Source organism: Mobilicoccus sp., assembly GCF_032060985.1.
Lineage (GTDB): Bacteria > Actinomycetota > Actinomycetes > Actinomycetales > Dermatophilaceae > Mobilicoccus.
In genome coordinates, this window is record NZ_DAMBGD010000001.1 from 340950 (window position 1) to 359508 (window position 18559).

Here is an 18559-nt window from a genome sequence, read left to right on the forward strand (position 1 = left end):
TCGGCGGTGATGACTCCTCCCACGCGCCCGAAGCACCTCGACCCGACGGCACTGGACGACCTGACCTCCGCCGACGTGCGGCTCGTCGGTCCGGCCGACGCCGGTCGGCTCGTCGTCACGGGTGCGTCCCTCGACAGCCGTCGGGTCGAACCGGGCGATCTCTATGCCGCGTTGCCGGGCGCGCACGTGCACGGCGCCCGGTTCGCCGAGGGAGCGGTCGCGTCGGGCGCCGTGGCGGTGCTCACCGACGAGGCCGGTCTCGCGACGATCCTCGAGGGCGCCGCCGCCGGTGTGCCGGTCCTGCTCGCGGACGACCCGCGTTCGGTCCTCGGCGGGATCTCGGCCCGCCTCTACGGGCGTCCGGCCGAGCGGCTGCGCACGGTCGGCATCACGGGCACGAACGGCAAGACGACGACCGCCTACCTGCTCGACGGCGCGCTGCGAGCCCTCGGGCGCGCGACGGGGCTCGTCGGCACGATCGAGATCCGCATGGGCACCGAGCGCGTGGAGTCCGCGCGCACGACCCCCGAGTCCTGCGACCTCCAGGCCCTGCTCGCGGTGATGGCCGAACGTGGGGTCACCGACCTCACGATGGAGGTGAGCAGCCACGCCCTCGTCCTGCACCGGGTCGACGGGATCGTCTACGACGTCGCCTGCTTCACCAACCTCAGCCAGGACCACCTCGACTTCCACGGCACGATGGCGAATTACTTCGCGGCCAAGGCCTCGCTGTTCACCCCCGAACGCTCCCGGCGCGGTGTCGTGTGCGTCGACGACGACTGGGGTCGCCGCCTCGCCGACGAGGCCGGGGTCCCGGTGGTGACGCTCGCGAACACCCCCGACCGGGGCGCGGACTGGGTGCTGGACTCCCGGCCGGGCGATCCCGCGTTCGTCCTCGCGCCGGGCGGGGGGCCGGCCGCGGGGGAGACCCCGGCCGGAGGGTCGGCGACGCGCGCCCTGCACCTCACCTCCCCGCTGCCCGGTGACTTCAACCGCACGAACACCGCCGTCGCCGCCCTCACGCTCCTCGCCCTCGGGGTGAGCCCGGAGGACGTCGAACGGGGCCTGTCCGCGCCCACCCGGGTGCCCGGGCGCGCCGAGACGGTCGACCTCGGCCCCGGCGCCCCCCGCGCGATCGTCGACTTCGCCCACACCCCCGACGCGGTGGCCTCCGTGCTCACGGCGCTGCGGGCGGACGGGGCGGGCCCGCTCGTCGCCGTCCTCGGGGCGGGCGGTGATCGTGACCCCGGGAAGCGCCCCGCGATGGGCGCCGCGGCCGCGAGGTCCGCCGACCACGTCGTCGTCACCGACGACAACCCCCGCCACGAGGACCCGGCGGGCATCCGTGCCTCCGTGCTCTCGGGGGCGGCCGAGCTCATCGCCGGCGAGGCCCCCGGCACCCGGGCCCGTGACGCCGTCGAGGTCGACGGCCGCGAGAACGCCCTGCTCCGGGCGCTGCAGCTCGCAGGTCCGGACGGGACGGTCGCGGTCCTCGGGAAGGGTCACGAGACCGGCCAGCAGATCGGTGACGTCGTCCACCCCTACGACGACCGCACCGCCCTTCACCGGGCCTGGCAGCGCCGCCAGGCCCCCGACGGCCGGGTCGAGGCGGAACCCGCGCTCGACCCGACCACCGACGCAACCACTGCAGGAGAGCACGCATGATCCCCTTGGCGCTGAGGCGCATCGCCGAGATCACCGGGGGTGAACTCCTCGACCCCGCGGTGGGCGACCTCGTCGTCGACGGCCCCGTCGTCACCGACTCCCGCGAAGCCGGCCCCGGGTCGCTCTACGTCGCACGGGTCGGTGAGCATGCCGACGGGCACGTCTACATTCCCTCCGCCACGTCCAACGGCGCGGTCGCCGCGCTCGTGACGAGGCCCGTCGAGGACATCCCCGCGGTGCTCGTCGCCGACGTCCAGGACGCGTTCGCGGCCCTCGCCCGCGAGGTCGTGCGCCTCGGGGTCGAGTCGGGGATGCGCGTCGTCGGCATCACGGGGTCCTCGGGCAAGACGAGCACGAAGGACCTCCTCGCCCACGTCCTGGAGGCCCACGGAGAGACCGTCGCGACGATCGGCTCCCTCAACTCCGAGGTCGGGGTCCCGCTCACCCTCTGCCGGGTCACGCCCACGACGCGGATGCTCGTCGTCGAGATGGGTGCCCGGGGCATCGGCCACGTCGACTACCTCACGTCGATGGCGCCGCCGCACGTCGGCGTCGTGCTCAACGTCGGCACCGCGCACCTCGGCGAGTTCGGCTCGCGGGAGGCGATCGCGACGGCCAAGTCCGAACTCGTCCAGGCGCTCCCGGCCGACGGACTCGCGGTGCTCAACGCCGACGACGAGCTCGTGCGCGCGATGGCGCAGGTCACTCCGGCCCGTGTGTGCCTCACCGGTCGCGCCGACGACGCGCAGGTACGGGCGACCGACGTCGCCCTCGACGTGCTCGGCGCCCCCTCGTTCACCCTGCACGTGCCGGACGGGGACGCGGGCCGCCGCACCCTGCCCGTGGCCCTCACCCTGCTCGGGGAACACCAGGTCGACAACGCCCTCGCCGTGGTCGCGGTCGCGCTGGAACTCGGGATGACCCCCGAGAGCGTCGTCGATCGGCTGCAGAGCGCCGCCCCGGCGAGCCGGTGGCGGATGGAACGGCACGTGCGCGAAGACGGGGTCGTCGTCGTCAACGACGCCTACAACGCCAACCCCGACTCGATGTCGGCCGCCCTGCGCACCCTCGCCCGGATGGAGGCCGCCGGTCGCCGGGTGGCCGTCCTCGGCGCGATGTACGAGCTCGGTCCCGAATCGACCGACGAGCACCGCCGCATGGGGACCCTCGCCGCCGACCTCGGTATCGACACCGTGCTCGCCGTCGGCGCCGACGCCGCCGCGATCGCCGGCGGCGCCGCCCACGGCGCCGGTGACTCCGGCCGTCCCGAGGTCCACCATGTCGACACCCTCGACGCCGCTGAGGCCCTGCTCAGCGGGATCCTCGTCGACGGGGACGTCGTGCTGCTCAAGTCCAGTCGGGACGCCGGGCTCCGGCTGCTCGGGGATGCGCTGCTCGCGCAGGAGGTCCGTTCATGAAACCCGTGCTCGCCGCCGGCGGCATCTCCCTCCTCGTCGCACTCCTCGGCACCCCGCTCTACATCAAGTTCCTCGTGGCCCGGGGCTACGGCCAGTTCATCCGCGACGACGGCCCCACGACCCACCACACCAAACGCGGCACCCCGACGATGGGCGGCGCGGTCCTCATCGGCGCCACGGTGCTCGGGTACTTCCTCGCCCACCTCGTCACGGTCACGCCGCTCTCGGCGAGCGCGCTGCTCGTCATGGGGCTCATGGTGGGTCTCGGCCTCGTCGGTTTCGCCGACGACTTCATCAAGATCAGCAAGGCGCGCAGCCTGGGGTTGCGGTCCTGGCAGAAGCTCCTCGGGCAGTTCGGGGTGGGCACGGTGTTCGCCGTCCTCGGCCTCACGTTGACCAACGACGACGGGGTCGCCCCGGCCTCGAGCCGCATCTCGTTCCTCCACGACCTGCCGTTCGACCTGTTCATGTGGGGCCCGGTCGTCGGCTACGTGCTGTTCGTCGTGTGGATCAACCTGCTCATCGCGGGCACGAGCAACGGGGTCAACCTCACCGACGGGCTCGACGGTCTCGCCACCGGCGCCACCGTGCTCGTGAGCGGCGCGTTCGTGCTCATCGGCATCTGGCAGTTCAACCAGCGGTGCACGCGGCTCGGCGCCAACACCGCGCTGTGCTACCACACACCGCACCCGCTCGACCTCGCGATCTTCGCCGGGGCGCTCATGGGCGCCTGCGTCGGGTTCCTCTGGTGGAACGCCTCGCCCGCCAAGATCTTCATGGGCGACACCGGCTCCCTCGCCCTCGGCGGGGCGCTCGCCGGCCTGGCGATCACGACCCGCACCGAGCTGCTCATGATCATCCTCGGCGGGCTGTTCGTCATCATCACGATGTCCGTGATCATCCAGGTCGCCTCGTTCAAGATGACCGGCAAACGGGTGTTCCGCATGGCGCCCCTGCAACACCACTTCGAGCTCAAGGGTTGGAACGAGGTCACGATCGTCATCCGGTTCTGGATCGTCGCCGGCATCTGCGTGGGGATCGCCCTCGCGCTCTTCTACACGCCCTGGATCGTCGTCGGAGGTGCGGTGTGAGCCTTCAGGACAGTGGTTCCGGTCAGGTCGGTCGTTCCGGTCGGGCCTCGGACGCCTCCGCCGCCACCGGCTTCGTGCGCTGCGGTGGCGAACCGGCCGGGCGTGCCGGCCCTCTCGACCACCCCGGCGCGGACTGGGCCGGGCTGCGGGTCCTCGTCACCGGCCTCGGCGTGAGCGGGTTCGCCGCCGCCGACGCGCTCCTCGAACGAGGCGCCGTCGTGCGCGGGCTCGACAGCGGTTCCTCCGAGGCGCTGTCGCAGCGGTGCGAGATCCTCGGGGTCCTCGGGGCGGACCTCGTCCTCGGCGACGAGGCGGCCGCCGCGCTCGCCGACCCCGCGGCCTCGAGCGTGCTCGACGACATCGACCTCGTCGTCACCTCCCCGGGCTGGCGGCCGAGTTCACCGGTGTTCGTCGAGGCGGACGCGCGTGGCATCCCCGTGTGGGGGGAGGTCGAACTCGCCTGGCGCATGCGCCCCGAGGGTGCGGCGCCGTGGGTGACCATCACCGGCACGAACGGCAAGACGACGACCGTGCAGATGCTGCACTCGATCTTCACCGCGGCCGGGCTGCGCTCGCGGGCCGTGGGCAACGTCGGCACCCCGATCATGGAGGCCGTCCTCGACCCCGAGCCCTACGACGTGCTCGCCGTCGAACTCTCGAGCTTCCAGCTCCACTGGCAGAACTCGCTCTCGCCCGTGGCGTCGGTGTGCCTCAACGTCGCACCCGATCACGTCGACTGGCACGGCAGCCTCGAGGAGTACCGCGCCGCCAAGGGGCGGGTCTACGCGAACACCCACGTCGCCTGCGTCTACAACGTCGAGGACGAGACGACCCGCGAACTCGTCGAGGACGCCGACGTCGTCGAGGGTGCCCGTGCGGTCGGGTTCACCCTCGGCACGCCCGCGGTCTCGATGGTCGGCCTCGTCGAGGACGTGCTCGCCGACCGGGCGTTCGTCGAGAACCGACGCACCTCCGCTGCGGAACTCGGGACGATCGCCGACCTGCAGCGGGGCAGCGTCGCGCCCCCGCCGCACGTGATCGCCAACGCCCTCGCCGCCGCGTCCCTCGCGCGGGCCGCGGGCGTGCCGCCCCTCGCCGTGCGCGAGGGGTTGCGGACGTTCACCCCCGCGGCCCACCGCATCGCCGAGGTTGCCCGCGAGGGAGACGTCACGTGGATCGACGACTCGAAGGCCACCAACCCGCACGCCGCCGCCGCGTCGCTGCGCGCCTTCACCGATGTCGTGTGGATCGCCGGAGGACTCCTCAAGGGCGCCGACGTCGACGACCTCGTCCGGGAACACGCCGCGCGCCTGCGGGGGGTCGTCCTCCTCGGCCGCGATCGGGAGCGTCTCGCGGAGGCACTCGGCCGACACGCGCCGGAGGTCCCCGTCATCGACGTGCCCGAGACCGACACTGGGGCGATGACGCGCATCGTGGAGGCGGCCGCCTCCCTCGCGCGTCCCGGCGACGTCGTCCTCCTCGCCCCGGCCGCGGCCTCGATGGACATGTTCCGCAACTACGAGGTGCGGGGTGAGGCGTTCGCCGACGCCGTCCGTGCCCACCACGGGCACTGACGGACATCGGTGGACACCGATGGCCGCTCACCGACGGTGAGCGCGACACCCGCAGCGGTACCGCAGCCGAGGAGGCCAGGATGAGCACACCCACCCGCAAGGGGGCGACGTCGGCGGCCTCCCGCTACGCCCGCGGCCAGGCCGACGCCCCCGGGCCGCCCGACCCGCACCCGTTCTGGGCCCGACTCGAGTCGCCCCTGTCGACGTACTACCTGCTCATCGCGGTGATCTCGAGCCTCACGCTCATCGGTCTGGTCGTCGTGCTCTCCGCGTCCTCGGTGACCTCGCTCAAGGACGGCAAACCCGCCTACAGCCTCTTCGTGAGCCAGACCCAGTTCGCGATCCTCGGGACCGTGGGGGCGTTCATCGCCTCCCGCCTGCCAGTGTCGGCATGGAAGCGGCTCGCGGTCCCCGTCTTCGCGGCGTCGGTGTTCCTCATGCTGCTCGTGCACACGCCCCTCGGCGTCGAGGTCAACGGCAACCGCAACTGGATCAGGCTCCCCGGCATGCAGCTGCAGCCCTCGGAGATCGGCAAGTTCGCCCTCGTGCTCTGCTGCGCGCTCGCCCTGTCGACCAAACGCCATCGCCTGCGCGAATGGCAGCACGTCCTCGTGCCCGCCCTCGTCCCCTTCGGGGCGATCATCGTCGGCCTCACCCTGCTCGGTCACGACCTCGGCACCGCCCTCGTCCTCCTCGCCATCATCGGGGGGTTGCTGTGGGCCGCCGGCGTGTCGTGGCGGCTCTTCGCCGCCGCGGGCGCACTGTTCGGCGTCCTCGCCGGGGGGCTCGTCCTCGTCAGCGGCAACCGCATGTCCCGCATCGATCAGTGGCTCAACTGCACCGACGTCCACATGTGTTGGCAGACCCGGCACGGGCAGTTCGCGCTCGCCGACGGCGGCATCCTCGGACTGGGCCTCGGCCGCAGCGCGGAGAAGTGGCTGTGGCTGCCCGAGCCGCAGAACGACTTCATCTACGCGATCATCGGCGAGGAACTCGGCCTCTGGGGCACGCTGCTCGTCCTCGTGCTGTACGCCCTCCTCGCCCTCGCCTGCTACCGCATCGTCATGCACAGCGACGACCAGTTCGTGCGCCTCGCGACCACCGGCGTCATGGTGTGGATCCTCGTCCAGGCGATGATCAACATCGGCTCGGTCATCGGCCTGCTGCCCGTCATCGGCGTCCCGCTGCCGCTCGTCTCCTACGGCGGGTCGGCCCTCGTCGCCAACCTCGGTGCGCTCGGGATGGTCGTCTCGTTCGCCCGACACGAGCCCGCGTGTCGACGTGCACTCGCCGCCCGCCCGCTGCTCCGGCGCCGCTGGGCGGACAAGGTGCGCCTCCCCGCGATCGGGCGTCGGCGTCCCGGGGCCGTCGGTTCCACCGGGGCCGTCGGCGTCCGCGGGGCCCGCACCGCCACCTCCACCTCCGAAGGAGAGAATTCGTGATGCGTTCGGTCGTGCTCGCCGGAGGAGGATCGGCGGGGCACGTCTCTCCGCTGCTCGCCCTCGCCGACTGCCTGCGCCGCCGCCACCCGGAGGCACGGATCACGGCGCTTGGGACCGCGGCCGGTCTCGAGTCCCGCCTCGTCCCCGCCCGCGGGTACCGGCTCGAGACCCTGCCCAAGGTCACCTTTCCCCGCCGGCTCGACGCGGCGGCCCTCTCGCTGCCCGGCAGGCTCGCCGGGGCCGTGCGTGCCGCCGACCGGGTCGTCGCCGGGGCCGACGTCGTCGTCGGGTTCGGGGGGTACGTCGCGAGCCCGGCCTACCTCGCGGCCAAGCGGCGGGGGATCCCCGTCGTCGTCCACGAGCAGAACGCCCGACCCGGGCTGGCGAACAGGCTCGGCGCCCGCCTCACCCGGTACGTCGGGGTCACGTTCCCCGATACCCCGTTGCCCCACGCGAGCGTGGTCGGGATGCCCCTGCGTCGCGAGATCGCCGACCTCGACCGTGCCGCCCTCCGGGCCGAGGCCCTCGCCCACTACGGCCTCGACGGTGACCGACCGACCCTTCTCGTGACCGGCGGCTCCCTCGGCGCCCAGCGCCTCAACACCGTCCTCGGCGAGAGCGCACGCGACCTGCTCGACGCCGGCGTCCAGGTCGTCCATCTGTGCGGACGCGGCAAGGACGTCGACCTGAGCGCGGTCGGGGGCAGGGGTCCGGGGACCGTCGCCACGGGGGACTCCGGGGCCAGGTACGTCGTCCGGGAGTACGCCGATCGCATGGAGCTCGCCTACGCGGCGGCCGATCTCGTCGTGTGCCGGTCCGGCGCCAACACCGTCTGTGAGCTCACGGCCGTCGGGCTGCCCGCGCTCTTCGTCCCGCTGCCGATCGGCAACGGCGAGCAGCGGATCAACGCCGCCCACGTCGTCGCCGCCGGTGGCGCGCAGATCGTCGACGACGCCGTCTTCACCCCCGACGCCGTCCGCACCCAGGTGCTGCCCATCCTCACCGACCCGGCGCGCCTGTCCGCGATGGCCGCCGCGGCCTCCTCCTGCGGTGAGCGCGATGCCGATGCCCGGCTCGCCGACCTCGTCGAGGCCGCGGTCGCCGCGGGCGGTCGCGAGGGGCGCCGATGACGACACGCCCCTTCACGCCCCGTTTCGACGTCGACGCCGTCGTCCCGCCGGCCGGGGACCTCGGCCGCGTCCACGTGCTGGCCGCAGGCGGAGCCGGGATGTCGGCGATCGTGCGGCTGTTCCTCGACGCGGGGCTGCAGGTCAGCGGCTCCGACGCGAACGACTCCGCCGTCCTGGACGCCCTGCGGGCCCAGGGCGCGACGATCCACGTCGGCCACGACGCGACACACGTCGCGGGCGCCGACACCCTCGTCGTCTCCTCGGCCGTCCGCGACGACAACGTCGAGCTCGTCGCGGCCCGGGAGGCCGGTGCGCGGGTGCTCCACCGGTCGCAGGCGCTCGCGAGCCTCATGGCCGGGAGGCGGCGCGTCGCCGTGGCGGGCGCGAACGGCAAGACGACGACGACCGCGATGCTCACCTCGGCGCTCCTCGCGGCGCAGGAGGACCCCTCGTTCGCCATCGGCGGCGAACTCGTCGGGCTCGGGGTCAACGCCCGCCTCGGCGGTGGCGACGCGTTCGTCGTCGAGGCCGACGAGAGCGACGGCAGCTTCCTCGTCTATCACCCCGACGTCGCCGTCGTCACCAACGTGCAACCCGATCACCTCGACTTCTACGGCACGTTCGACGGTGTGCGCGCCGCCTACGGTCTCTTCGCCGAGAGCATCGGGACGGCCTCGCGCGACGAGTCGGGGTCCGGCGCGGCGCAGGGGGCCGCTCAGGGGCCGTCCGGTCTGCTCGTCACGTGCGCCGACGACGAGGGCGCCTGGGAGCTCGCACAGGCGCGTCGCGGCGCTGGGGCGGAGGTCCTCACGTTCGGCACCTCGGCGCGCGCCGACCTGCGTCTCGTCGACGTCGTCGGTGAGGGGCTGTCGGGTCGGGCGCGGCTCGTCGTCGGTGGCACCGAGGCCCCGGCGGCACGCGCCGAGGTCGACTCGGTCCTCGACGCTCTCGACGGGGCGGTCCTCGAGGTCGCCATGCCCGGCCTGCACAACCTCCTCGACGCCGCCGCCGCCCTGCTCGCCGCGTGTGTCGGCCTCCGGGCCGAGCCCGGCGCCGTCCTCGCGGGCCTCGCCGGCTACCGCGGCACCCGCCGCAGGTTCGAGGCGAAGGGCGAGGCCCGCGGAGTGCGGGTCGTCGACGACTACGCCCACAACCCCGCCAAGGTCGAGGCGGTCGTCGCCGCCGGGCGCCAGGTCTGCGCACCGGGACGTCTCGTCGTCTGCTTCCAGCCCCACCTCTACAGCCGCACGCGTGACTTCGCCGACCGCTTCGCCGCCGGGCTCGTCGAGGCCGATGTGCTCGTCCTCCTCGACGTCTACGGCGCGCGGGAGGACCCGATGCCGGGCGTCTCCTCCGACCTCATCGGGCGACAGGTCCGGCGCCTCGCCGCCGACGGCGTCCACCCGTGCGAGGTGCACGACGTCGTCGGCCTCGACGCCGCCGTCGAGGTGCTCGCTGAGATCGCCCGGCCCGGTGACCTCGTCCTCACCGTCGGTGCAGGCTCGGTGACGAGCGTCGGCGCCGCCCTGATCGCCACCCTGGAGGCGGGGGCGTGAGTGCTCGATCGACGGCGGCGGACGGCCGCCCGCCCCGTCGCGTCCGCGCCGGGCGCCGGGGTGGGACGACCGGGAGGACACGGACGTCGACGGCGAGCGCGCCACGCCACCCCCGGCGGAGCTCTCGCCGGCCCCGCCTGCGGCGCGGAATGCTCCTCGGTCTCGTCGTCCTCGTCCTCGTGCCGGCGATCGGCGCCGCCGTCCTGTGGTACGCCCCCTTCCTCCGCCTCGAGCAGGTCGAGTACCGCACCGCACCCGACCGGATGGCGGCCCTCAGGAAGGCCGCCCCCCTCGACAAGGGTCGACCTCTAGTGGAGGTTGACACAGATGCCGTCCACGACGCGGTCCTGCGCGATCCCGTCTTCACCTCGGCCTCGGTGGACCGCAGTTGGCCCTCGACCCTCGTCGTCGAGGCCACGCCGCGGACGCCGGTCGTCGCGGTCGAGGGTGGCGAGGGGGCCTCGCTCCGGCTGGTCGCCGCCGACGGTGTCGCCTACGAGACGGTGTCCTCCCCGCCGCGCGGGATCCCGCGCGCGCGGGTCGACGCCCCGGAGGATCCGGCGGCCCTGCGCGGTCTCGTCTCGTTCGTCACCCGCCTCGACGCCGACCTGCTGTCCGAGGCCCGTGACCTGCACGTCGACACCCGTGGCCGCATCACCGCGACGATCGGCGGGGTCGAGGTCGTGTGGGGGAGTGCCGAGGATCCCGCCCTCAAGGCGGCGGTGGTCCGCAACCTCGTCTCGCGTGCCGGAGTGGCCCGTATCGACGTCTCGGTCCCGATGGAGCCTGTCACGTCGCATGAGCGCCGTGGCGAGGCCGCCACCCCCTCCCCGGGCTCGACGGCCTCGGGTCCCGGCCCCTCCGGAAGTCCCACCGCCGGTCCGAGCGCCGGCGGCACCGGGGAACGGTCGGGCTGACCCTCCCGCGGCCCAGGCCATCCCGGTGTCGTTCCGGGGCCCGGGCGGGGCGACGAGCGAGCCGGTCGGCTCGACGTCAATGTGAGGTCAAGGGTTGGGAAAGAGGCTCGGAGATGGCAGGGTGTGCAGTCGTCCGTCCATTAGGATGAGCGCGGACTGCAGCGATTCCCCGTGCGACTCGCCGATATCGGGGGGTGAACGGGAGGCTGAGGTCCGACCTCATATCGTGGGGCCGAACACAACGTCTCGACCCGCATGACCGACAGATCGTCTTCAGGAGAGGCCCCCGTCGTGGCAGCACCGCAGAACTACTTGGCCGTCATCAAGGTCGTCGGCATCGGCGGGGGCGGTGTCAACGCCATCAACCGCATGATCGAGGTCGGCCTCAAGGGCGTCGAGTTCATCGCGATCAACACCGATGCCCAGGCGTTGCTCATGAGCGACGCGGACCTCAAGCTCGACGTCGGCCGCGAACTCACCCGCGGCCTCGGCGCCGGCGCCGATCCCGAGGTCGGCAAGAAGGCCGCCGAGGACCACGCCGAGGAGATCGAGGAGGCCCTCAAGGGCGCCGACATGGTCTTCGTCACCGCCGGCGAGGGTGGCGGCACCGGCACCGGTGGCGCCCCCGTCGTCGCCAAGATCGCGAAGTCGATCGGGGCGCTCACGATCGGCGTCGTCACCCGCCCCTTCACCTTCGAGGGGCGCCGCCGCGCCAACCAGGCCGAGTCCGGCATCGGCGCGCTGCGCGAAGAGGTCGACACGCTCATCGTCATCCCCAACGACCGCCTGCTGTCGATCAGCGACCGCGCGGTCTCGATGCTCGACGCCTTCCGCAGCGCCGACCAGGTCCTGCTCTCCGGTGTCCAGGGCATCACCGACCTCATCACGACCCCGGGCCTCATCAACCTCGACTTCGCCGACGTGAAGTCGGTCATGCAGGGTGCCGGCTCGGCGCTCATGGGGATCGGCTCGGCCCGCGGCGAGGACCGCGCGGTCCAGGCCGCCGAGCTCGCGATCAGCAGCCCGCTGCTCGAGGCGAGCATCGACGGTGCCCACGGCGTCCTGCTCTCGATCCAGGGTGGCAGCGACCTCGGTCTGTTCGAGATCAACGAGGCCGCGCGTCTCGTGCAGGAGGCCGCGCACCCCGAGGCCAACATCATCTTCGGTGCGGTCATCGACGACGCCCTCGGCGACGAGGTCCGCGTCACGGTCATCGCAGCCGGGTTCGACGGCGGAAGCCCGCAGCGTCGCACCGACGAGGGCGCCCGTCAGGGCGTCCAGCAGCAGCGCCCCCCGCAGATGCCGCAGGGTCGCCCTCAGGGCCTCGGCGGCCAGCAGGAGCAGGGCGGGGGCCTGGCGCCCGCGCAGGGTGGCTTCGGTGGCGGCTCGCAGCCGGTCATGCCGCGCCAGGGTCAGGTGCCCCAGCAGCAGGAGCCGCAGATGCCGGAGCGTCGCCCGATGCCCCAGCACGTCCAGCCGGCAGGGACCCAGCCCTCGCTCGACCCGGTCTCGCAGCGCCAGGCGCCCCGCCAGCAGGCGCCGCAGCAGTCCGGGCCGCCGCAGCGTCCGCAGCAGCAGGCCCCGCAGGGTGCGCCGCAGGGCGGCCGTCCGCCCCGCACCGTCACCTTCGACGAGGGTGACGACCTCGACGTGCCGGACTTCCTCAAGTAAGACCTCCTGTCCCCGTGTTCGTGTGGCGTGCGCAGGTCGGGCCCTCCCCGGTGACGGGGGAGCCCGCGGCGCGCGCCACACGCGCGTCCGGGCCCGTCGGTGCCGCACACGCCGTCGACTGGGGCTTCACCCGCGCGGACGGCGCACAGGGGGCCTCCACCGGTGACTTCGCGCGGTTCAACCTCGGCGGCCACGTCGGGGACGATCCCGAGGCGGTGGAGAGCAATCGCGCCCACCTCGCCGCTGCCCTGCGGGTCGAGCGTGACCATCTGCTCTTCATGGCGCAGTGCCACGGCGCCGAGGTCGCCGTGGCCCGCGGCCCGTGGGAGGGGGACGCCCCGGCGGTCGACGCGGTCGTCACCGACCGCCCCGGTCTCGCCCTCGCCGTGCTCGTCGCCGACTGCACCCCGGTCCTCCTCGCCGACCCGGAGGCCGGTGTCATCGGCGCCGTCCACGCCGGACGCCCGGGGCTCGCGGCCGGTATCGTCACCGCGGCCGTCGTCGCGGCACGCGATCTCGGGGCTCGATCCCTGCGTGCCGCCGTCGGGCCCAGCGTCTGCGGTCGCTGCTACGAGGTGCCGCAGGCGATGCGGGACGAGGTCGCGGCCGGGCATCCGGAGTCCGCGACCGTGTCGTGGAGCGGCACCCCGGCCCTCGACGTCGCCGCGGGCGTCGTCGCCGACCTCCACGCCCTGGACGTGCCGCTCACGTGGGTCCCCGGGTGCACCCGCGAGGACCCCCGTCTCTACAGCTACCGCCGGGCCGCGCGCACGGGCCGCTTCGCCGGCGTCGTCGCGATGGCGGCCGGGGCGAGCGGTGACGCCGCATGAGCGATCCCCTGGCCGCGACCGAGGAGCGTCGGGCCGCTCTGGCCGACGCCCTGAGACGCGTGCGCGAGCGGATCTCCGCGACGGGCACGGACCCGACGCTCGTCGTCGTCACGAAGTTCTTCCCCGCGAGCGACGCCGCGGCCCTCGTCGACCTCGGCGTCACCGACATCGGGGAGAACCGTGACCAGGAGGCGGCGGCCAAGGTCGCCGAGCTCGAGGCCGGCGGGCGCCGTCCGCAGCGCGTGCACTTCATCGGCCAGCTGCAGAGCAACAAGGCGGCGCACGTCGCGCGCTACGCCGACGTCGTGGAGTCCGTCGACCGGGGCAAGATCGTCACCGCCCTCGAGAAGGGGGCACGGGCGGCGGAACGCCGGCTCGACGTCCTTCTGCAGGTCGACCTCGGCGGTGACGACGCAGGCCGGGGTGGCGTGGCGCGGGCGGGACTGTCGGCTCTCGCCGAGCGGGTGGCCGAGAGCGACGTCCTCGATCTACGCGGCCTCATGGCGGTCGCGCCCCTGGGGGAGGACCCCGAGGCCGCCTTCGCCCACCTCGCCGACCTCCACGCCCGCCTGCGGCAGGCCCATCCCGAGGCCTCGTGGCTCTCGGCGGGCATGAGCGGGGACCTCGAGTCGGCCCTCGCCCACGGCGCCACCCACGTGCGTGTCGGCTCGGCAATCCTCGGCGCCCGGCCGGTCGCCCGATAGCGTGACCCCGACGGTCTTCCCCCCGTCGCCTCGAGCCTGCCCACGCCGTCGTATCGTGCAGGATCGGATGCGCCAGGGGTGAGTCCGACGGTCCGGCACGAGCACGAACAGTAGGTGGGAGCACACTGATGGCGGGAGCACTGCGCAAGGCCTGGGTATACCTCGGTCTGGCCGACGAGGACGACCGCGAGGTGCGCTACGAGGACGACGACGAGCGTGAGACCTACTCCCGCCGACGGGAGGACGATCGTCACCACGACGCGGAGGCCTACGTCTCCGCGCCGTCGGGATCGGACCGGGTCGAGCGGGGCGAGCGCACCGAACGCGAGCTCCGGGAGCCGGTGCGTGACGCCGGACGTGAGTCGTCCCGGGACCACGCGTCCCGCGACCACGTCGAGGAGCGTCGTTCGCTCGTTCGGGTGGACGACGACGAGGACGCCGGTACCGTGATCCCCGCGGCCCGTGAGCGTCGCGGGGCGAGCATCGCTCTCGCCCCCGTCGAGGAGCGCCGTACCGCGGAAGTCACCCCGTTTCCGCGCCGTACCCCCGTGAGTGAGGTCGTGAAGGACGTGGACGTGTCAGGTGTGCACCGGATCTGCACGATCCACCCGCGGACGTACAACGAGGCCAAGAAGATCGGCGAGACCTTCCGGGAGGGCACGCCGATCATCATGAACCTCTCCGACCTCGACGACGCCGACGCCAAGCGCCTCGTCGACTTCGCCGCAGGCCTGGTCTTCGGCCTGCAGGGCACGATCGAGCGGGTGACGAACAAGGTCTTCCTGCTCTCGCCGGTGAACCTCGAGGTCACCTCCAGTGAGAGCGCCGAGGGCTCTCGCGCCCGCCGCGGCGTGTTCAACCAGAGCTGAGCGGCGATAATCGAACCCATGCAGCTGCTGTTCTCGCTCGTCTCGTCCTTGCTCAGCCTCTATCTGTTCGTTCTCATCGTGCGCCTGGTCATCGACTGGGTCCAGGTCTTCGCCCGTGAATGGCGCCCCAAGGGCGTCGTGCTCGTCATCGCCAACGTCGTCTACGGCCTCACCGACCCTCCGCTCAACGCGCTGCGTCGTGTCATCCCGCCGCTGCGTCTGGGCAGCGTCTCGCTCGATCTGGGCTTCGTCCTGCTGTTCATCGTCGTCTCCGTCCTCAGCAATATCACGGCGCAAATGGCGATCTCGGCGGGTCGATAAACAATTCTGACAATCGTCCGACCTGGACGATCGATGAAAGGAAAGGGCCTCTCACCTGCGACGATCCTGTGGATGTGGGGTCGGCCGATCACCGTTGTTGGGGTTACTCTGATGACGGATATGACGGCGCGACAAAAGGGTTCGACATGGCTCTCACTCCTGAGGACGTCCTGAACAAGCACTTCACGGCGACCCAGTTCCGGCGTGGTTACGACGAGCAGGAGGTCGACGACTTCCTCGACGAGGTCGTCGTCGAACTGCGTCGCCTCGCCGGCGAGAACAGCGATCTGCGCGCCCGTTCCTCCGTCGCGGTCGGTGCCGGAGCGAGCACGACGGTCTTCGGTGGGGGTGGTGGTCTTTCCGCCGACATGTCCGCCTCCCAGGAGGCCCTCGAGGAGGCGCAGGCCCGTGCGGCGCGGGCCGAGGTCGAGGCCCGGGAGCGCATCGCCGCCGCCGTGGCCGAGGCCGAGCGCGCCGAGCGAGAGGCCGCGGAACGCATCGAGGCCGCCCGTGCGCGTGCCCAGGGGTCCGAGCAGGACCACGCCACCGGTGGCGTCGAGGCCACGACCGCGAGCGCGGCGAACGCGCCCGCCGACGCGGCGGGTGTCATCGCGCTCGCGCAGCGCGTCCACGACGAGTACGTCGAGCAGGGCCGTCAGGAACACGACCGCCTCGTCACCGAGGGCACCACCCGGCGCGACGAACTGGTCTCGGAGGCCGAGGCCCGTCACGCCGAGTTGCTCGAGACCGGCCAGGCGCGTCACGACGACCTGGTCCAGACCGGTCAGGCCCGGCACGACGAGCTCGTCGCCACCGGCGAGGCCCGGCGGAGCGAGCTGGTCGAGTCGGCGCAGACCCGTCACGACGAGCTGCTCAGTGCCGGTCAGGCCGAGCACGACCGTCTCGTCACCGCGGCACAGTCCACGGCGGACGAGCTGGTCAGCGACGCCGAGTCCCGTCGAGACACCGTGCTCGGCGACCTCGAGCATCGCCGCGTCGCCTACGACGCGAAGATCGGCGAGCTCGCCTCGTTCGAGGAGGAGTACCGCACGGCGCTCACCTCCCTCGTGCAGGCCCACGCGGAGCGCCTCACGCAGGCGGGCGACATCAAGCCGGGGCCGCGGCCCGACGCCTCCGTCGGAGAGGGTGTCGCGCACGAGGAGTCCGGTGCGGACTCCGGTTCGCACGAGTACGAGGTCTCGGTGGGCGACCAGGCCTGACGCCACGGCGATCGGGGCGGGCGACACCTCCGTTCGGGCCGCTCGTCTGCCCTATCCTGACCTGCACGACGGCGGCACGAGCCACCGTCTCGGAAGACGTGGATCGGAACGAGCAGATGGCACGTGTGACACCGCCTGCCGCAGAGGTGGCCGGGGCGGCCGAGGTCGGGGCGAGGGTCCCGGGTGTGGTGATCGGCGAGGCATCGGGGGAGTGGACGCAGGCCGAGATCGACGAGATCGAGGCCGAGCTGCGCTCGGACATCGCCAGGATCGCCGCCGAGATCGAGATGTCGGAGGCGGACCTGTCCGACCTCATGCGCAACGCGGGGGTCGGCGCCGGGGACGATTCCGCGGACGCGGGGGGCAAGGTGCTCGAGCGTGAGCAGGAACTCACGCTCACCCAGCACTCGCGCCTGCTGCTCGAGCAGTCCCGACGCGCGCTCGAACGTCTCGCCGACGGCAGTTACGGTGTGTGCGAGCAGTGCGCCCAGCCCATCGGCAAGCTGCGCCTGCAGGCCTTTCCCCGTGCCACCTTGTGCGTGGCGTGCAAACAGAAGACGGAGCGTCGCTGATTTCCTCCCCATCCACCGCGTCGAGGCGTGCCTCGTCGCGTCTCCCCAGGCGCCCGGCGCTCACCGTGACCATGCTCGGTGTCGCCGGGCTCGTCTGGGCCCTCGACCAGCTCACCAAGCAGTGGGCGCTCGCCCGGTTCACCCAGGGTGAGGCCGAACCGTTCCTCGGCCGACTGCTGCAGTTCACCCTCGTGTTCAACCCCGGGGCGGCGTTCTCCATGGGCACGGCCTTCACCCCGGTGATCACGGTCATCATGGCCACGGTGGCGACCGGCCTGCTGGTCGCGTCGCTGCGCGTCGGGTCGCGGTGGTGGGCGATGTCGGCGGGCTTCCTTCTCGGCGGGGCGCTCGGCAACCTCACCGACCGACTCTTTCGGCCGCCGGGATTCGCGCACGGCCACGTCGTCGACTTCCTCATGCTGCCGAACTTCCCCGTGTTCAACGTCGCGGACTCCTTCATCACCGCCGCGGCGGTGTGCATCCTCGTGGCCGCGGTCAAGGACATTCCCTTCACCGGGGCCAGGGGGGCCGCCGCGTCCGCGGAGGCCATCCCCGCCGAGGAGGTCGAGCGTGGCTGACGTCCGCACGATGCCGGTGCCCGACGGCCTCGGGGGCGAGCGGGTCGACGCGGCCCTCGCGCGACTCTTCGGGGTCTCCCGCACCAAGGCGGCGGATCTCGCGAGCGCGGGTGACGTCCTGGTCGACGGCCGGGCGGTGGCCAAGTCCGACCGTCTCACCGGGGGGTCGATCCTCGAGGTGCGGCTGCCCGACCCGGACGCGCCCACCGGCCTCGAGGTCGTCGCCGAACCCGTGCCGGGGATGACGATCGTCCACGACGACGACGACATCGTCGTCGTCGACAAACCCGTCGGCGTCGCGGCCCACCCGAGCGTGGGCTGGACCGGTCCGACGGTGGTGGGGGGTCTCGCCGCGGCGGGGTACCGCATCTCGACCTCGGGGGCGAGCGAGCGGCAGGGGATCGTCAGTCGTCTCGACGTGGGCACGAGCGGGTTGATGGTCGTCGCCAAGAGCGAGTACGCGTACACGATGCTCAAACGGGCGTTCCGCAACCGGGAGGTCGACAAGACCTACCACACCCTCGTCCAGGGGTTGCCCGACCCGGTCGTCGGCACGGTCGACGCGCCCATCGGGCGGCATCCGGGACACGAGTTCAAGTTCGCGGTGATGCGCAGCGGCAAGGCGAGCGTCACGCATTACGAGGTCGTCGAGGCGTTCCGGCACGCGAGCCTGCTCGAGGTCAAGCTCGAGACCGGGCGTACCCACCAGATCCGGGTCCACATGGCGGCGCTGCGGCATCCGTGCGTCGGGGACCCGCTGTACGGCGGCGACCCCGTCCTCGCGGCCCGTCTCGGTCTGGACCGGCAGTGGCTCCACGCGATGGCGCTCGGCTTCGAGCATCCCGGCAGCGGGGAGTACGTGACGTTCGAGAGCACCTACCCGGACGATCTCCAACACGCCCTCGACGTCGTCGCCGAGGGCTGAGAGAGCTGCGAGCAGCGGCGACGTGAGGTGCCTCCGCGACGCGTGCGAGCGGGGGCCGAGGGCGGCCGGTCATTGT

At 72.7% G+C, this 18559-nt stretch carries 17 protein-coding genes; all 17 read left to right on the forward strand.

The annotated features are described in order from the left end of the window. Positions 1 to 9 precede the first annotated feature (9 nt). The 17 genes from RT054_RS01500 (at position 10) to RT054_RS01580 (ending at position 18483) form a co-directional block, all read left to right on the forward strand. Positions 10 to 1665: a UDP-N-acetylmuramoyl-L-alanyl-D-glutamate--2,6-diaminopimelate ligase gene (locus tag RT054_RS01500; protein ID WP_313021755.1), complete on the forward strand. Its 1656-nt coding sequence runs from the start codon at positions 10 to 12 to the stop codon at positions 1663 to 1665. Beyond that, positions 1662 to 3083, forward strand: a complete 1422-nt coding sequence (murF, locus tag RT054_RS01505; RefSeq protein ID WP_313021756.1) for a UDP-N-acetylmuramoyl-tripeptide--D-alanyl-D-alanine ligase — start codon at positions 1662 to 1664, stop codon at positions 3081 to 3083. Before RT054_RS01500 ends, murF begins: the two co-directional genes overlap by 4 nt. Then, positions 3080 to 4174, forward strand: a complete 1095-nt coding sequence (gene mraY, locus RT054_RS01510) for a phospho-N-acetylmuramoyl-pentapeptide-transferase (protein ID WP_312719674.1) — start codon at positions 3080 to 3082, stop codon at positions 4172 to 4174. The genes murF and mraY overlap by 4 nt, the downstream gene beginning before the upstream one ends. A gap of 74 nt (positions 4175 to 4248) precedes the next feature. Continuing rightward, complete coding sequence (gene murD / locus RT054_RS01515) at positions 4249 to 5748, forward strand: UDP-N-acetylmuramoyl-L-alanine--D-glutamate ligase (RefSeq protein ID WP_313021827.1); 1500 nt, start codon at positions 4249 to 4251, stop codon at positions 5746 to 5748. 80 nt (positions 5749 to 5828) lie between these two features. Then, a complete protein-coding gene (gene ftsW / locus RT054_RS01520) occupies positions 5829 to 7190 on the forward strand; it encodes a putative lipid II flippase FtsW (RefSeq protein ID WP_313021761.1) in 1362 nt (453 codons plus the stop codon). Beyond that, entirely contained in the window at positions 7190 to 8320 is a 1131-nt protein-coding gene (gene murG, locus RT054_RS01525) for an undecaprenyldiphospho-muramoylpentapeptide beta-N-acetylglucosaminyltransferase (protein WP_313021829.1), read from the forward strand. Before ftsW ends, murG begins: the two co-directional genes overlap by 1 nt. Next, positions 8317 to 9876, forward strand: a complete 1560-nt coding sequence (gene murC / locus RT054_RS01530) for a UDP-N-acetylmuramate--L-alanine ligase (protein WP_313021763.1) — start codon at positions 8317 to 8319, stop codon at positions 9874 to 9876. The genes murG and murC overlap by 4 nt, the downstream gene beginning before the upstream one ends. 149 nt (positions 9877 to 10025) lie before the next feature. Continuing rightward, positions 10026 to 10793, forward strand: coding sequence for an FtsQ-type POTRA domain-containing protein (locus tag RT054_RS01535; RefSeq protein ID WP_313021764.1), 768 nt, complete (start codon positions 10026 to 10028; stop codon positions 10791 to 10793). A 291-nt stretch (positions 10794 to 11084) separates the two neighbouring features. Beyond that, on the forward strand, positions 11085 to 12464 hold the full coding sequence (ftsZ, locus tag RT054_RS01540; protein WP_312719679.1) for a cell division protein FtsZ: 1380 nt from the start codon (positions 11085 to 11087) through the stop codon (positions 12462 to 12464). Between the two features lie 14 nt (positions 12465 to 12478). After that, positions 12479 to 13294, forward strand: a complete 816-nt coding sequence (pgeF, locus tag RT054_RS01545) for a peptidoglycan editing factor PgeF (protein WP_313021768.1) — start codon at positions 12479 to 12481, stop codon at positions 13292 to 13294. Next, a complete protein-coding gene (locus RT054_RS01550) occupies positions 13291 to 13998 on the forward strand; it encodes a YggS family pyridoxal phosphate-dependent enzyme (RefSeq protein WP_313021769.1) in 708 nt (235 codons plus the stop codon). The genes pgeF and RT054_RS01550 overlap by 4 nt, the downstream gene beginning before the upstream one ends. A gap of 128 nt (positions 13999 to 14126) precedes the next feature. Continuing rightward, positions 14127 to 14867, forward strand: a complete 741-nt coding sequence (locus RT054_RS01555; RefSeq protein ID WP_396837176.1) for a cell division protein SepF — start codon at positions 14127 to 14129, stop codon at positions 14865 to 14867. A gap of 18 nt (positions 14868 to 14885) precedes the next feature. Continuing rightward, positions 14886 to 15188 (forward strand): YggT family protein, encoded by a 303-nt coding sequence (locus RT054_RS01560; protein ID WP_312719683.1) that lies wholly within the window; start codon positions 14886 to 14888, stop codon positions 15186 to 15188. Positions 15189 to 15334: 146 nt separating this feature from the next. Further along, a complete protein-coding gene (locus RT054_RS01565) occupies positions 15335 to 16408 on the forward strand; it encodes a DivIVA domain-containing protein (protein WP_313021771.1) in 1074 nt (357 codons plus the stop codon). Between the two features lie 116 nt (positions 16409 to 16524). Continuing rightward, the gene (locus tag RT054_RS01570) at positions 16525 to 16980 is read left to right on the forward strand and encodes a TraR/DksA C4-type zinc finger protein (protein ID WP_313021772.1); all 456 of its coding nucleotides are present in this window, start codon (positions 16525 to 16527) and stop codon (positions 16978 to 16980) included. A gap of 71 nt (positions 16981 to 17051) precedes the next feature. After that, on the forward strand, positions 17052 to 17558 hold the full coding sequence (gene lspA, locus RT054_RS01575; RefSeq protein WP_312719702.1) for a signal peptidase II: 507 nt from the start codon (positions 17052 to 17054) through the stop codon (positions 17556 to 17558). Further along, positions 17551 to 18483 carry an RluA family pseudouridine synthase gene (locus RT054_RS01580; RefSeq protein ID WP_312719687.1) on the forward strand — a complete coding sequence of 311 codons (933 nt, stop codon included), beginning with the start codon at positions 17551 to 17553 and terminating at the stop codon, positions 18481 to 18483. Before lspA ends, RT054_RS01580 begins: the two co-directional genes overlap by 8 nt. Positions 18484 to 18559: the final 76 nt, after the last annotated feature.